16 protein-coding genes and 3 tRNA genes are annotated in these 13,792 nt (G+C 35.4%); 8 read left to right on the top strand and 11 right to left on the bottom strand.

Annotated elements, in window-relative coordinates; all coding sequences use genetic code 11:
• Positions 1 to 263: 263 nt before the first annotated feature.
• The 3 genes from OGZ34_RS05450 to OGZ34_RS05440 all read right to left on the bottom strand — a co-directional run bounded on the left by OGZ34_RS05450 (position 264) and on the right by OGZ34_RS05440 (position 956).
• Entirely contained in the window at positions 264 to 389 is a 126-nt protein-coding gene (locus tag OGZ34_RS05450) for a hypothetical protein (RefSeq protein WP_263362374.1), read from the bottom strand.
• A 28-nt stretch (positions 390 to 417) separates the two neighbouring features.
• Positions 418 to 570, bottom strand: coding sequence for a class IIb bacteriocin, lactobin A/cerein 7B family (locus tag OGZ34_RS05445; RefSeq protein ID WP_263362373.1), 153 nt, complete (start codon positions 568 to 570; stop codon positions 418 to 420).
• Between the two features lie 65 nt (positions 571 to 635).
• Positions 636 to 956, bottom strand: coding sequence for a hypothetical protein (locus OGZ34_RS05440; protein WP_263362372.1), 321 nt, complete (start codon positions 954 to 956; stop codon positions 636 to 638).
• Positions 957 to 1,316: 360 nt separating this feature from the next.
• On the opposite strand from OGZ34_RS05440, the gene rseP reads away from it, so the two are divergent.
• The 3 genes from rseP (at position 1,317) to OGZ34_RS05425 (ending at position 2,927) form a co-directional block, all read left to right on the top strand.
• A complete protein-coding gene (gene rseP / locus OGZ34_RS05435; RefSeq protein ID WP_263362371.1) occupies positions 1,317 to 2,657 on the top strand; it encodes an RIP metalloprotease RseP in 1,341 nt (446 codons plus the stop codon).
• A gap of 86 nt (positions 2,658 to 2,743) precedes the next feature.
• Positions 2,744 to 2,817 (top strand) — tRNA-Asn (locus tag OGZ34_RS05430).
• A 36-nt stretch (positions 2,818 to 2,853) separates the two neighbouring features.
• A tRNA-Asn gene (locus tag OGZ34_RS05425) sits at positions 2,854 to 2,927 on the top strand.
• A 150-nt stretch (positions 2,928 to 3,077) separates the two neighbouring features.
• Here OGZ34_RS05425 and OGZ34_RS05420 read toward each other — a convergent pair.
• The gene (locus tag OGZ34_RS05420; protein WP_263362370.1) at positions 3,078 to 3,506 is read right to left on the bottom strand and encodes an SRPBCC family protein; all 429 of its coding nucleotides are present in this window, start codon (positions 3,504 to 3,506) and stop codon (positions 3,078 to 3,080) included.
• 265 nt (positions 3,507 to 3,771) lie between these two features.
• Positions 3,772 to 3,851: transfer RNA gene (locus OGZ34_RS05415), tRNA-Leu, on the bottom strand.
• Between the two features lie 228 nt (positions 3,852 to 4,079).
• Between OGZ34_RS05415 and OGZ34_RS05410 the strand changes: the two genes are divergently transcribed.
• The 4 genes from OGZ34_RS05410 (at position 4,080) to OGZ34_RS05395 (ending at position 7,374) form a co-directional block, all read left to right on the top strand.
• Complete coding sequence (locus OGZ34_RS05410) at positions 4,080 to 5,021, top strand: ribose-phosphate pyrophosphokinase (protein ID WP_173965398.1); 942 nt, start codon at positions 4,080 to 4,082, stop codon at positions 5,019 to 5,021.
• A 123-nt stretch (positions 5,022 to 5,144) separates the two neighbouring features.
• A complete protein-coding gene (locus OGZ34_RS05405; RefSeq protein WP_166921521.1) occupies positions 5,145 to 5,756 on the top strand; it encodes a 50S ribosomal protein L25/general stress protein Ctc in 612 nt (203 codons plus the stop codon).
• Between the two features lie 244 nt (positions 5,757 to 6,000).
• Positions 6,001 to 6,627, top strand: a complete 627-nt coding sequence (gene pth / locus OGZ34_RS05400; protein ID WP_173965399.1) for an aminoacyl-tRNA hydrolase — start codon at positions 6,001 to 6,003, stop codon at positions 6,625 to 6,627.
• 138 nt (positions 6,628 to 6,765) lie between these two features.
• Complete coding sequence (locus OGZ34_RS05395; RefSeq protein ID WP_217427692.1) at positions 6,766 to 7,374, top strand: superoxide dismutase; 609 nt, start codon at positions 6,766 to 6,768, stop codon at positions 7,372 to 7,374.
• Positions 7,375 to 7,464: 90 nt separating this feature from the next.
• Here the strand turns inward: OGZ34_RS05395 and OGZ34_RS05390 are convergent, their stop codons facing one another.
• The 5 genes from OGZ34_RS05390 to OGZ34_RS05370 all read right to left on the bottom strand — a co-directional run bounded on the left by OGZ34_RS05390 (position 7,465) and on the right by OGZ34_RS05370 (position 12,620).
• Complete coding sequence (locus tag OGZ34_RS05390) at positions 7,465 to 7,809, bottom strand: hypothetical protein (RefSeq protein WP_263362369.1); 345 nt, start codon at positions 7,807 to 7,809, stop codon at positions 7,465 to 7,467.
• Between the two features lie 699 nt (positions 7,810 to 8,508).
• Positions 8,509 to 10,407, bottom strand: coding sequence for an amidophosphoribosyltransferase (locus tag OGZ34_RS05385; RefSeq protein ID WP_263362368.1), 1,899 nt, complete (start codon positions 10,405 to 10,407; stop codon positions 8,509 to 8,511).
• An 82-nt stretch (positions 10,408 to 10,489) separates the two neighbouring features.
• Positions 10,490 to 11,413: a PfkB family carbohydrate kinase gene (locus OGZ34_RS05380; protein ID WP_173965402.1), complete on the bottom strand. Its 924-nt coding sequence runs from the start codon at positions 11,411 to 11,413 to the stop codon at positions 10,490 to 10,492.
• A gap of 240 nt (positions 11,414 to 11,653) precedes the next feature.
• Positions 11,654 to 12,049: a hypothetical protein gene (locus tag OGZ34_RS05375; protein ID WP_263362367.1), complete on the bottom strand. Its 396-nt coding sequence runs from the start codon at positions 12,047 to 12,049 to the stop codon at positions 11,654 to 11,656.
• Positions 12,033 to 12,620: an RNA polymerase sigma factor gene (locus OGZ34_RS05370; RefSeq protein ID WP_263362366.1), complete on the bottom strand. Its 588-nt coding sequence runs from the start codon at positions 12,618 to 12,620 to the stop codon at positions 12,033 to 12,035. The genes OGZ34_RS05375 and OGZ34_RS05370 overlap by 17 nt, the downstream gene beginning before the upstream one ends.
• A gap of 269 nt (positions 12,621 to 12,889) precedes the next feature.
• On the opposite strand from OGZ34_RS05370, the gene OGZ34_RS05365 reads away from it, so the two are divergent.
• A complete protein-coding gene (locus OGZ34_RS05365; RefSeq protein WP_173965406.1) occupies positions 12,890 to 13,237 on the top strand; it encodes a DUF6249 domain-containing protein in 348 nt (115 codons plus the stop codon).
• A gap of 66 nt (positions 13,238 to 13,303) precedes the next feature.
• Here the strand turns inward: OGZ34_RS05365 and rnhA are convergent, their stop codons facing one another.
• Positions 13,304 to 13,780 (bottom strand): ribonuclease HI, encoded by a 477-nt coding sequence (gene rnhA / locus OGZ34_RS05360; protein WP_055097607.1) that lies wholly within the window; start codon positions 13,778 to 13,780, stop codon positions 13,304 to 13,306.
• Positions 13,781 to 13,792 lie beyond the last annotated feature (12 nt).

Here is a 13,792-nt window from a genome sequence, read left to right as displayed (position 1 = left end):
TTTATTCTTATTATTTTTTAGAACACTTCTTTTTAGCATTAATTATGTATGTAAAAAAGACAGCAGTTAACGCACAAGAAATCCCTATTAAAAAAGAGCAAATATGATTCTCTGGGTATTTACGAACGACTATAATTATAGGGACACAGATTATTAACAAAATTAATAGAACGATCTTTTTCATATTTTTTTAAGAGATGTATTAAATTAATTATTTAAAATTGAGACCGCCCTTAAATTATCTAGGGCGGTTTTCAATTATTTTACAAAACAGCCACAATAAATCCCGCAAAAGCTAAACCTACTGCCATACCTTCAATAAAATCCTTTAAATGTGAGCCACCCTCAACTAAGACTAACTCAACTTCATTCATTTCAACTAATTCCATTTTCTGTGTTTTTAAGTTTTCAAATTAATTATTGTGCCATAACATATCCTAACGCTGCGCCAGCCGCCCATGGAAAAGCTACTGCAGCTACGCCTGCCCAAAAACAAGGCTCATGCCCGCCTTCAATTTCTTGTACCTCTTGAACATTAAGCTCTACTAAATTCAAGTTTTCTAATTCCATAATTCTAAATTTTTCAACTGTTAATTAATAATTTTAATAAAATCATTTTCGCGAGAATTAATCTATCAGAACAAACTTACAATACTTCCGTCTAATAAAATTGGACGGAACTCCGAGCCTCCAAAAATTTCTCTCGTTTCTTCATCTATAATTATACTTAGAGAATAATGTAACACTAGTTCAAACGAAGTTTCATAATAAAAACTCTCTCTCTTTTTGCAATACTTTAAAGGCGCATCAAGTTCTTTGATTATTTCCAGTTCATTATAAAGCTGACTTCTGCTCAGAAACATTCTTTTTGCAAAAACAGCCGGAGAACCTGTTTTTTCCTCACAGATTAACTCATGAATTCTTTTAATTCGCTCTATTTTCTTTATAAAATCCATCGCCTGCATTAAAAAATAAGTGAAACATACCCCCTTAAAAACCCACTATTATTTCTTCAAAAGAAAACTACATTTTTAAAAAGTAGGAAAATTATAAAAGATTTCTGCAAAAAGCCGTCTAAATAAGCCATAAGACTATCGTAATAAGACTTATTTTACATCCGTGTATCATTTTAGCATGAAGCAAGAAAAAAATATCTCCTGTTTTTCCCACTTTTTACGAAAAAGGCTTTAGTTCTGTCTTAAAAAAAATAAGAGTGAAGTATTAACAAACATTTAAAACCTTATGTATTATATTGCACTATCAAATTAAAATAGAAACGTTACTTTTGTGCGTTAAATACGAACTAAAAATACAAAATGGATATAGTTATCAAACTCTCTCAATTTCTATTGAGTTTATCTTTACTTATTATTCTTCACGAATTAGGGCATTTTATCCCTGCAAAATTGTTTAAAACAAGAGTCGAAAAATTCTACTTATTTTTTGACATTAAATATTCTCTCTTAAAAAAGAAGATTGGCGAAACTGAATACGGAATCGGATGGTTGCCATTAGGTGGTTATGTAAAAATCTCCGGAATGATTGATGAAAGTATGGACAAGGACCAAATGGCCCTTCCTCCACAACCTTGGGAATTTCGTTCGAAACCGGCATGGCAGCGTTTAATTATTATGTTGGGTGGTGTTACGGTAAACTTTATCCTGGCCTTTATTATTTACATTGGAATGGCATTTGCTTACGGTGATATTTATGTAGCCAATGCGGACTTGAAAGATGGTGTTTTGGTTGAAAACCCTGTAATGCTAAAAGCAGGTTTCAAAACCGGAGACAAATTCCTTGCTGTTGACGGACAAAAGATCGAAAATTTCGATAATGATATCAACATGAAAATTATTATGGCCAAAGAAATCTTAATCGAAAGAAACGGACAACAGCAAACCATAAAAATGCCAACTGACTTTGTCGATCAATTGTCAAAACAGGAAAAAGCGCATCTTGTAGACATGAGAATCCCTTTTGCGGTGGCAAGTGTTACAGAAGAATCCGGAAATACGGCTTTAAAAGCAAAAGATTTAATTGTTAGCCTTAACGGTCAGGACGCAAGATACCATGATCAGGTAAAGGCGATTTTAGAAAGCAACAAAGGCAAAACTATTCCCGCTGTTGTTTTACGTGATTTAAAGAAAGTGCCAATTACCGTTAAAATTTCTACAGCCGGAAAACTTGGTGTTGGCGTTGGAGGTTTAAATATCGAATCCTTAGAAAAATTAGGATACTATAAGGTAAGCAAAAAAAGCTATACTTTCTTAGAATCAATTCCGGTTGGACTTACAAAAGGTAAAGATCAGTTGGTAGGTTACGGAAAACAACTTAAAATGATTTTCAATCCTGAGACGAAAGCTTACAAACAAGTGGGTGGTTTTGCAGCTATTTTCAACATTTTTCCAAGCAGCTGGAGCTGGGAAACCTTCTGGTCGATCACTGCTTTATTATCAATTATGCTTGGAGTAATGAATTTATTGCCAATTCCTGCTCTTGATGGTGGTCATGTAATGTTTTTATTATACGAAATAATTAGCGGCAGAAAACCGAGCGATAAATTCCTTGAAAATGCCCAAATGGTTGGTTTCGTTTTACTTATAGCACTGCTTTTATTTGCTAATGGGAACGACATTTATAAGGCAATTGTGAAATAGAAAAAAAAATCAATAAAAAGTGCTAAAATATTTTTGAGAAACTAAAAAACGTCTTATATTTGCACTCGCTAAAAAGAACAGCAACTTCCTCCTTAGCTCAGTTGGTTAGAGCATCTGACTGTTAATCAGAGGGTCCTTGGTTCGAGCCCAAGAGGGGGAGCAACTTTTTAGCAAACATATTTACCTTTAAGGTGATTCCTCCTTAGCTCAGTTGGTTAGAGCATCTGACTGTTAATCAGAGGGTCCTTGGTTCGAGCCCAAGAGGGGGAGCTTATCAAATACCACTTACAAACGTAAGTGGTATTTTTTTTATCCTTATATTTCATCCTGGCACACAGCCTACACCCAAACCCTATTCAATCATTCCCTCAAAACATCAAACAAACTCACGCACTCGTCGACTTTTAATCGAAACTAAAGCTAAAACTTTCGCTTTTGATACGGAGTTCCCTCCCCATCTTCACAATACACCTTAAGACTCAAAAGAAACATTGCCCAGTTGTAATTGCACCATTGATAGAATTCCGTCAACTCACGCCACTCAAAATGCCTCAAAACAACCACTGTCACACCACCTCTCTCTGTCAAATCAAACGAAATACCCGTTCCAATCCATTCCGGATCTGATTCCACACATTTCCACACTATTCTTTTATCAGGAGACAATTCAACCACTTTCATTTTCGTGACATCCTCATCTCCGAAACCAAACTCATTTACAAAACCCACTTCCGGCTTAACAACTAATTCCTCCGTCCAAACCGCACCAAGACCTTCCTGCGTTGTCAACACCTTATAGACCTCCGAAATTGACGACTTAATATAATTAACATGTTCTATTTTTTCCATACCTATACTAGATTATTATTTACATACTCAAAGTTAACAAGTTTCACACTACTCCAACACAAGCCGTTATCTCAAAATTCCAAGAACTTTAATTCACCTCTTCACCAAAGAACACACCCCTTCACAACATCAATAGGCCGCAAACCCAAACAAACGCAACAAAAAAACCCGCAATTAAAACCGCGGGCAATATTCAAATCAAAGATCAAATTCAAAATTTATAAAGCACAAAAAAAAGCCCCTTCTAAACAGAAGAGGCTTTAAGTACCCGGAGCCGGAGTCGAACCGGCACGGTTTCCCACAGGTGTTTGAGACCAGCGCGTCTACCAATTCCGCCATCCGGGCTTAGCAGACGAAAAAACAATCAAGATTTGATTATTTCAACGCAATAGAATAAGTTCATCATGATGTCATAACTGTGCTTATTCCTTTAACACGGTGCAAATGTAAAAAATAAAATTAAAAATTCTAATAAAAATACTTAATTTTTTCCTTTCAGTGTCCAATAAATTTTCTAAATTTGCACCTCGTTAAAACGAAGCACACACAACTAACTACAAAACAACAAATTAAATGTCGCACCTAGAACCAGAAGCTAAAATTTTTGCTTGTTCACAAAGTGTCTATCTTGCAGAAAAAATTGCAGAACAGTACGGAATTCCGTTAGGAAAAGTAACGATGTCGAAGTATAGTGATGGAGAATTCCAACCATCGTACGAAGAATCAATAAGAGGATTACGTGTTTTTATCGTGTGTTCAACTTTCCCATCTGCTGATAATTTGATGGAATTGTTACTCATGATCGATGCAGCGAAACGTGCATCAGCAAGACACATTACAGCTGTTATGCCTTATTTTGGTTGGGCAAGACAAGACAGAAAAGATAAACCAAGAGTTCCGATTGGAGCAAAATTAGTAGCTAATTTATTAGATGCTGCTGGAGCAACAAGAGTAATGACAATGGATTTGCATGCAGATCAAATTCAGGGTTTTTTCGAAAAACCGGTAGATCATTTATTTGCCTCAACTATCTTTTTACCATACGTAGAAAGTTTAAAGTTAGACAATCTGACTATTGCATCTCCAGATATGGGAGGTTCAAAAAGAGCATACGCTTACTCTAAGTTCCTGGAATCAGATGTAGTAATCTGTTACAAACAAAGAAAAGCAGCCAACGTTATCGACACTATGGAACTAATTGGTGAAGTAAAAGGCCGTAACGTAATACTAGTAGACGACATGATCGATACAGGCGGAACATTAGCGAAAGCAGCAGATTTAATGATCGAAAAAGGAGCATTAAGCGTTAGAGCCATTTGTACACACGCTATTTTATCAGGTGATGCCTACGAAAAAATTGAAAACTCTAAATTAAGTGAGTTAATCGTTACCGATTCTATCCCATTAAAGAAAGAATCAAAGAAAATCAGAGTCGTGAGTTGTGCACCTCTTTTTGCCGAAGTTATGCACATGGTGCACCACAACAATTCCATTAGTGGAAAGTTTATAATGTAAAAGCAGTAAGCTTTAAGCCTTAGGCTATAAGCTTTATTACTTAGTACAGCAAAAGCTTGAAGCGTATTGCCTAAAGCCTATAGCAAATTAGAATATTTATTTAATAACTATATTTTTTTTACAATGAAATCGATTACAATTAAAGGATCAGAAAGAGAAAGCGTGGGCAAAGTGTCAACTAAAGCCTTACGTAATGCTGGAGCGGTTCCTTGCGTGTTATACGGAGGAAATCAGGCAGTACACTTCTCAGCAGACGCTGCAGCGTTCAAAAACTTGGTTTACACTCCAAATGCACACACAGTTGTGATTGAGCTTGGAAAAGGAAAATCATTTACAGCTATCTTACAAGACATTCAGGTTCACCCTGTATCTGACAAAATTTTACACATTGACTTCTTCCAATTATTTGATGACAAAGAAATCACTATGGAAGTTCCTGTAAAAATCGTTGGTACATCTAAAGGTGTTCTTGCAGGTGGTGTTTTACGTTTGAACCAACGTAAATTAAAAGTTAAAGCTTTACCTAAAAATCTTCCTGATTTTGTTGAAGCAGACATCACTCCACTTGAAATGGGTAACAAATTATATGTTACTAAAGTAGGATCTCCAGAGTACAAAGTTATGCACCCGGATAACACTGTTGTTGCTCAGGTAAGAATTTCTCGTGCTGCTATGAAAGCTGCTCAAGAAGCTGCAAAAGCTGCAAAAGCTCCTGCAAAAGGAAAGAAAAAATAATTTTTTTCAATTCAAAATACAAAGCATCAATCGAAAGATTGGTGCTTTTTTTTTGCTTTAGAGGTACTGAGGTTCTAAGTTTTTTTTCTACAGGACGACTTCGGCTTCGCTCAGCCTGACAATGGAAATCATGTTTTTACACCCCCCCTCAATAAATACAACAATCTAATTATCTCATTGACACATTTACAAATTATCCAATTAACCCATTGGCACATTCCCCAATTAAGTTTATTTTTGCGTCATGATAAAATGGATAACAAAACTGTTTTCATCAACACAAAAAGAAGAGAACACTGATTATATGAAAAAATACTTAATCGTCGGATTGGGCAATATTGGTGCCGAATATGTAAATACACGACACAACATAGGCTTTAAAGTACTTGATTTTTTAGCCAAAAAAGAAGGCCTTTCATTCGAGACTGTGAAATTGGGCGCCCTGGCCGAATATAAATTCAAAGGAAGAACCTTTTTTCTACTCAAACCAAACACCTATATGAACTTAAGCGGTAAGGCCGTAAAATACTGGATGGACAAGGAAAACATTCCACTAGAAAACATTCTCGTAATTACTGACGACCTGAACCTTTCTTTCGGAACGATCCGAATCAAACCAAAAGGCAGCGACGGAGGACACAACGGACTTAAGAACATTAATTTAGTTCTAAACACACAGCAATACACCCGCTTTAGATTTGGCATCAGCGATCAGTTCAAAAAAGGACAGCAGGTTGATTATGTTTTAGGAGACTGGGACGAAGAAGAAAAAGCAAAATTACCGGAACGCTTGGAAGTCGCTTCAGAAATTATTAAATCTTTTGGAACGGCCGGTCTTGAAAATACCATGACCACTTTCAACGGAAAGTAAAGATTTGCAGTTGGTTAAGATTCCAATAACCAAACCATCAATTAATTAAATGGAATAATAACGAAATAGTATTTTCTATTCCAAAGTTAAATGTCTAAATTTGGAATAAATAATTATAAATCATAAAATCATAATATCATGGCTTTTGAATTACCTCAATTACCTTATGCATATGATGCATTAGAACCACATATTGATGCCCGCACAATGGAAATTCACCATTCAAAACATCATAATGCCTATACTACAAATCTAAATGCGGCTATCGCCGGAACAGATTTGGAAGGAAAAACAATCGAAAACATCTTAATCAATCTAGATAAATCAAACGCAGCAGTTCGTAACAATGGTGGAGGCTTTTACAACCACAATTTATTCTGGACTGTAATGACTCCAAATGGTGGTGGATTACCAACAGGTGATTTATTAGCAGCTATTGAAGCTTCTTTTGGAACTTTTGAAGAATTTAAAGCAAAATTTGCTAAAGCTGGTGCTACACAATTCGGTTCAGGATGGGCTTGGTTATGTGTACAAAAAGGTGGAAAATTAGATGTTTGCGGAACTCCAAATCAAGACAACCCATTAATGCCGGAAGTAGGCTGTGGTGGAACTCCTATTTTAGGAATGGACGTTTGGGAGCACGCTTACTACTTAAACTACCAAAACAGAAGACCTGATTATATTGAAGCTTTCTTTAATGTAATTAACTGGACTGAAGTTGCAAGAAGATACGCTCTAGACAAGTAAGAAAATAGAGTAAAGAATATAGAAAAAAGACGGATAACTTAACGGTTATCCGTCTTTTTTTATCGTTTAATTTTCGGTTGAACACTTCATTTACATAATACTGGATATGATTAACATATAGATCAGCAACGCCATAAAAAATAATACCAGATTAATATTACGCAATTCTTCCTCTTTCTTCATTTGCAAAGCTATGGTTTCTACAAACATATAGGCAAACCATACTATCGGAGCAAATATACTAAGCAACAGAAATTCAAACTCATTTCTATTACTCAAATTAGGAAGCGACAATAGTACGAGTGGTCCTCCCGCAATAATAGCCAAAATTATAATTCGGACAAGTAAATGTTTGACTCCACTTTTTCCTTTTAGAGCCACACCCCTTGAATTTCTATTACCTGCCTCAAAAGGCTCATTAAGTCCCTGATTCATTTTTTTTTCTAGTTAATCTTATTATCCTTAATTATTTACACAAGACGCATTACTCTTCTAATTGAGCCCTAATATACCGCAAGAAAGAGTAATAAAAAAATTACAAAAAAAATAAATATGTGGAAATTAAGCAGTCTTACTTTTTGACTTAATTCTGAGTCAGATTAATATTTAGAATCCAACTTTCTTGTCGTAACAGCAATTCTTCTTATACAGAAGAAAATAGAACAACGATTATAGACAAAAAAGACGACTACCAACTGGCACTCGTCTTTTTTGTCGTTATATTTTGTCTTTACTCTATTCTCTTTGTTCTATACTCTATTCTCTTAAAAAAAGAAAATAAAAAAGGCGGAATCACTTCCACCTTTTTTGCCCCAAATCTACCATAAACTTAACCTACTAATGTTATGGTTCTGTAAATGTATGGCAGCTATTTTAATGAAAAAAACTTTCTAGACGAATGGCAAATATATCCGATGAAGTGACGTAAAATCTTACTTTAGAAATACTTGACTTTATTCCAATAAAAAAGGTGGAATTACTTCCACCCTTTTTGCCCCAAATCTACCATAAACTTAACCTACTAATGTTATGGTATTTCAAAAGTATTGTAGCTTTTCATTTTCACCAAACAAATAAGATGAACGGTAAAAAAAACCGATGAAATGCACAAATTAACCTTTTGTTAGTATTTTATTAATACGCTCTCGCGTCTTTCCCTTCGTAGAAGTTCATGAAAGCTCTATTCACAACACGGTTTCCACCTGGCGTTGGATAATCTCCGGTAAAATACCAGTCTCCAAGGTTTTTCGGACAGGCAATATGCAAATCTTCTACTTTTTGGAAAATGATTTTTACTTCAGCATTAATTTCAGGAGAGCTTAACATTTCGGCGATTTTAGCTGAAATTTCCTCCGGGGTAAACTGATCGTAAATTGCAGTAACATAGTTCACAACATCGCTATCTATATAATTTTCCTGAGCTTTACACTTCGCATAAACTTCATCAACGATATGATATAAGTTTCTTTCTTTCAATAAAGCCAAAGCCGCTCTAAAAGCCACAAGCCCTTCCAGCTTCGCCATATCGATTCCGTAACAGTCAGGGTAACGAATTTGTGGTGCCGATGAAACAATTACGATACGTTTAGGATTTAAACGATCCATCATCTTTATAATACTCATCTTTAAAGTGGTACCACGAACAATACTATCGTCTATAATAACCAGATTATCTGTTGGCTTGATTACTCCGTAGGTAACATCATAAACGTGCGCAACCAAATCATCACGACTACTGTCTTCTGTAATAAAAGTTCTTAGCTTTGCATCTTTTATCGCCACTTTCTCTGTACGAATCTTTACAGCTAATAATTCCTGTAACGTCTCAGCCGTAAGCGTATTTCTGTTGGCTAAAATATAGTTGTTCTTTCTTTGATTTAAAAAGTCCTGAGCCGCTTCAACTAATCCATAAAAGGATGTTTCGGCTGTATTTGGAATATAAGAGAAAACTGTGTTGTCTGTATCGCTGCCGATCGACTCCAGAACAGCAGGTAAAATTAATTTTCCTAAATTTTTACGTTCCTGATAAATTTCAGCATCACTTCCTCTTGAAAAATAAATCCTTTCAAAAGAACATGCTTTTTTAACGGTTGGTTCCAGAATTTGATTCATAGAAACTGTTCCGTTTTTTTTGATGATCAAAGCATTCCCTGGTTCGATTTCCTGCACACTTTCAAAAGGCACATTAAATACCGTTTGAATAACCGGTCTTTCAGAAGCTACAACCACCACTTCATCATCCTGATAATAATACGCTGGACGAATTCCTGCAGGATCTCTAAAAACAAAAGCGTCACCATGACCTAACAATCCGGCCATAGCATATCCTCCGTCTAAGTTTTTAGCCGAACGGGCTAAAATTTTTGCAATATCCAATCGGTCGGCAATCACAGGAGAAGCTTCTCTCTTAGAATAACCTTCAAGTTTACAATCCTGATAAAGCTGCATCACCTCTTTGTCTAAGAAATGCCCAATTTTCTCCATAACTGTAACCGTGTCAGCCATTTCTTTTGGATGCTGACCAAGCTCTACTAAATTCTCAAAAAGCTCCTTAACATTCGTCATGTTAAAATTACCCGCTAAAATTAGATTACGATGCATCCAGTTGCTCTGACGCAGGAATGGATGTACGCTTTCAATACTGTTCTTTCCGAAAGTTCCATAGCGAACATGTCCCAGAAACAACTCTCCTATGTAAGGTATGTTTGCTTTTTGTTTAGCAACATCATCTGCATATTCAGGATGAGAACTCATCTCTTCATTAATACGCTCATTAATTTGCTTAAAAACATCCTGAATGGGTTGTGAATGATTGGAACGAACCCTGCTGATATAACGCTCACCAGGTGCCACATCTAATTTGATGCTTGCAAAACCAGCTCCGTCTTGTCCACGGTTGTGCTGCTTTTCCATCATCAGATACATTTTCTGTATTCCGTAAAAAGCTGTTCCGTATTTTTCTTTGTAATATTCAAGCGGTTTAAGAAGTCTAACCAAAGCTATACCACATTCGTGTTTTAAAGCGTCGCTCATTGTGTTGTGTATTTTGTGTTGTTGTAAGTTGTGTGTATTAACGTAATAAAAAAGCCCCGTTATTATTCGAGGCTTTTGGGCATTATATTTCTATGTCAAACTGAGTTAACGACTTAAACTGTTGTAATCGAATCGCCACTTCAGCTTTGCTTAGGGTTTCCATCCTTTCTGTTCCAAATTTCTCTACACAGAATGAAGCTAAATTTGAACCGTAGATAATCGCATTTTTCATATTGCCAAACGAAATGTTTTCGCTTTGCGCAATGAATCCTGAGAAACCACCGGCGAAAGTATCTCCAGCCCCTGTTGGATCAAAAACATCTTCCAATGGCAATGCCGGAGCAAAGAATACTTCTCTATTGTGGAATAAAAGCGCACCGTGTTCTCCTTTTTTGATCACCACATATTTTGGTCCCAATTCCTGGATTTTAGCTGCTGCTTTTACTAATGAATATTCTCCAGAAAGCTGTCTTGCTTCTTCGTCGTTGATCGTGATTACGTCTACACGTTTGATAACGTCCAATAGTTCAGGTAAAGCACAATCCATCCAGAAGTTCATTGTATCTAAAACTACTAATTTTGGTTTTTTCTCTAATTGATCCAAAACACTACTTTGTACTAATGGGTGTAAGTTTCCTAACATTACAACATCAGCATCTTTATAGTTTTGCGGAACTTTTGGTTGAAAATCAGCCAAAACATTCAGTTCTGTTACTAAAGTGTCTCTTGAATTTAGATCGTTGTGGTACAAACCGCTCCAGAAAAAGGTTTTTCCGCCTTTTACAATTTCGATACCTGAGATATCAATATTTTTTGAAGTCAATAAATCCAAATGCTCTTGAGGGAAATCGTCTCCAACTACAGAAACAATAGCCGATTGCAGGTTGAAAAAAGATGCTGATAAACCAATGTAAGTCGCAGCACCACCTAATATTTTATCTGTTTTCCCGAAAGGAGTTTCAATCGCGTCGAAAGCAACCGTTCCAACAATCAATAATTTATTCATTTTATGAATTTCGAATTAGGGTGCAAAGATACTTCATAAGTTACAATATTGCAACGGTTTAGGTTCTCAAAATTTTCATAAAAAATCAAGGCCTTTTTCGGGGATAAAACTATTGTAAATGAGATATTTATATTAAAATCTTTTAAAAGATTAAAATATGTTTTTAGGATTTAAAATCCAAGATTTATTTTTAAGAAATACTTTAAATCCTTTTACAGAATAACCGCATCAACAACAGACTTATACCTGATACTTCTTATCAAAATAATTCTTCAAAACCCCAAGCTGAATGAGCATCATAAATGGAACAACTAAAATAGCATATAAAACATTTTCAGAAAAATGAATACCTGAAAACAGTGTCGAAATTTTATCTGCATAAGAACTTCCTGTTTCTACAGTAGTATTGCTTCCGTTAAAAAACGAAGCATAAACAGCCAAAGCCGCCAAACCAAAGCCAATCACAAACCAGGTAAACTTAGAAATTAAAGGTTTGTAAATTTTAACCTTGCTCTGTTCAGCCACCAAAACCTGAGCCATTACTTTTGAGGTAAAATCAATTGATGGCGCATCCAAAGGGATTTCGCTCATCATTTTATCAATAAGATTTTCTAAGTTTTTATCGCTCTCTTTCATAACACTGTACTATTTCTGGTTCTAATTGTTTTTTCAAAATTACGGCTAGTTTTTGTCGGCTTCTAAATAATTTCACCTTGACATTGTTGGCTGTAATTCCCATAACTTTTCCAATTTCTTCTAAATTCTGATCTTCAAAATAAAATAAAGTTAACAGAATGTTTTCTTCTCTCGGCAGCATGCTTAAACAGTTCTGAATCGTCTGCTTTCGTTCTTTATCCTCCAAAGCACTCAAAGCATTGTCCATAGTCTTAATCAAATGCGCCGAAAACTCATCTATCGAAATATTAAGATCTTCTTTTTTATTTTTCTTCAAACGATCTAAACAGGTATTGTACGTTACTTTATAAGCCCAGGTTGAAAATTTCGAATCACCCTTAAATTTACCCAGCGAACTATAAATTTTAACAAAAGTGTCTTGCGAAACTTCTTCAGCCTCTTCCCTGTTTTTAACCATTTGAAGTGCCAGAGTAAAGATCATATCCTTATAACGATCTACCAGTATGGCAAACGCATTGGTCTCGCCCTGCAGAATTTTATCGATATAATGTTGATCTGGTATTGTACTCATATTATATAGGACGATAGTTTGTTATTCCAGGTTACAAGAATTTTAAAATAAATCTCAAAAAAATAAATTTCAAATCTCAAGTTTCAAGTTTCAAAATCTGATCTTTGAGTACACTAGCACTTTATTAAAGTTTCGATATTCAAAATTAACTCATAATCAGCATGTTTTGGGATTTGGAATTTAAAAATTGATTTTTTTTACCAAAACTTGTAACCTAAAATTAAAAGGTATCGTCCTATGGAGTATCAATCAATTAAACAATAAAAAATATGGGACCAGAAATTTTAGTACCAATAAGCCTGTTTCTAATGATCTTCGGGATCATTTATCTTATTTACTCAACCAGAAACAGAGAGCGTTTAGCACTTATCGAAAAAGGCGTTGACGCTAGCATCTTTTTAAAAGGGAGCGGAAAAGGTGTTCCGACCTGGAAGGTTCTTGTTTTAAACCTGGCCTTTCTATTAATAGGAAGCGGTGTTGGTATTTTCGTTGCCTTACTTATTACAACTTATACTTCGCTGTCAGATTCAGCAGTATATCCGTCTATTATTTTTATTATGGCAGGAGTTGGTTTACTTGCCGGATTCAGCAAAGCAAAAGATTTAGACAAAGAGTAAAAACAGTAAGTAATACTTTTAACAACAACAAAACGCGCCGAAACCATTGTTTCCGACGCGTTTTTTTTATGACTTTGAGCCAATGGTTTCGTAATAAACATCAACAGAAAGATTCTTTTGCATGGATGCCATAACTGCCAATTCATCGCAACGTTCGTTCTGAGGGTGATTGTTATGACCTTTAATCCATTTAAAATCGACCTGATGTTTGCGGTAGATAATCAGGAAACGCTTCCACAAATCAGGATTTTTCTTACCGGTATAGTTTTTTTTCTCCCAGCCAAAAACCCATTTTTTTACAACAGAATCGATGACATATTTTGAATCGGAAACTACCAAAACTTTCATGTTTGGCTTTTTCAACTTTTCGAGCCCCACAATTACAGCCAAAAGCTCCATTCTATTATTGGTAGTAAGACGAAAACCTTCATAGAATTCTTTCTTATGGGGAGTTCCTACCAATTCCATCACTACACCATACCCCCCGTTTCCGGGATTTCCTTTTGCAGCGCCATCTGTATATATATGTACTTCGTGATTCATTCTCTTTAGACT

This window comes from Flavobacterium collinsii (assembly GCF_946903285.1).
Lineage (GTDB): Bacteria > Bacteroidota > Bacteroidia > Flavobacteriales > Flavobacteriaceae > Flavobacterium > Flavobacterium collinsii.
This window is presented reverse-complemented; position numbering and strand designations above follow the sequence as displayed.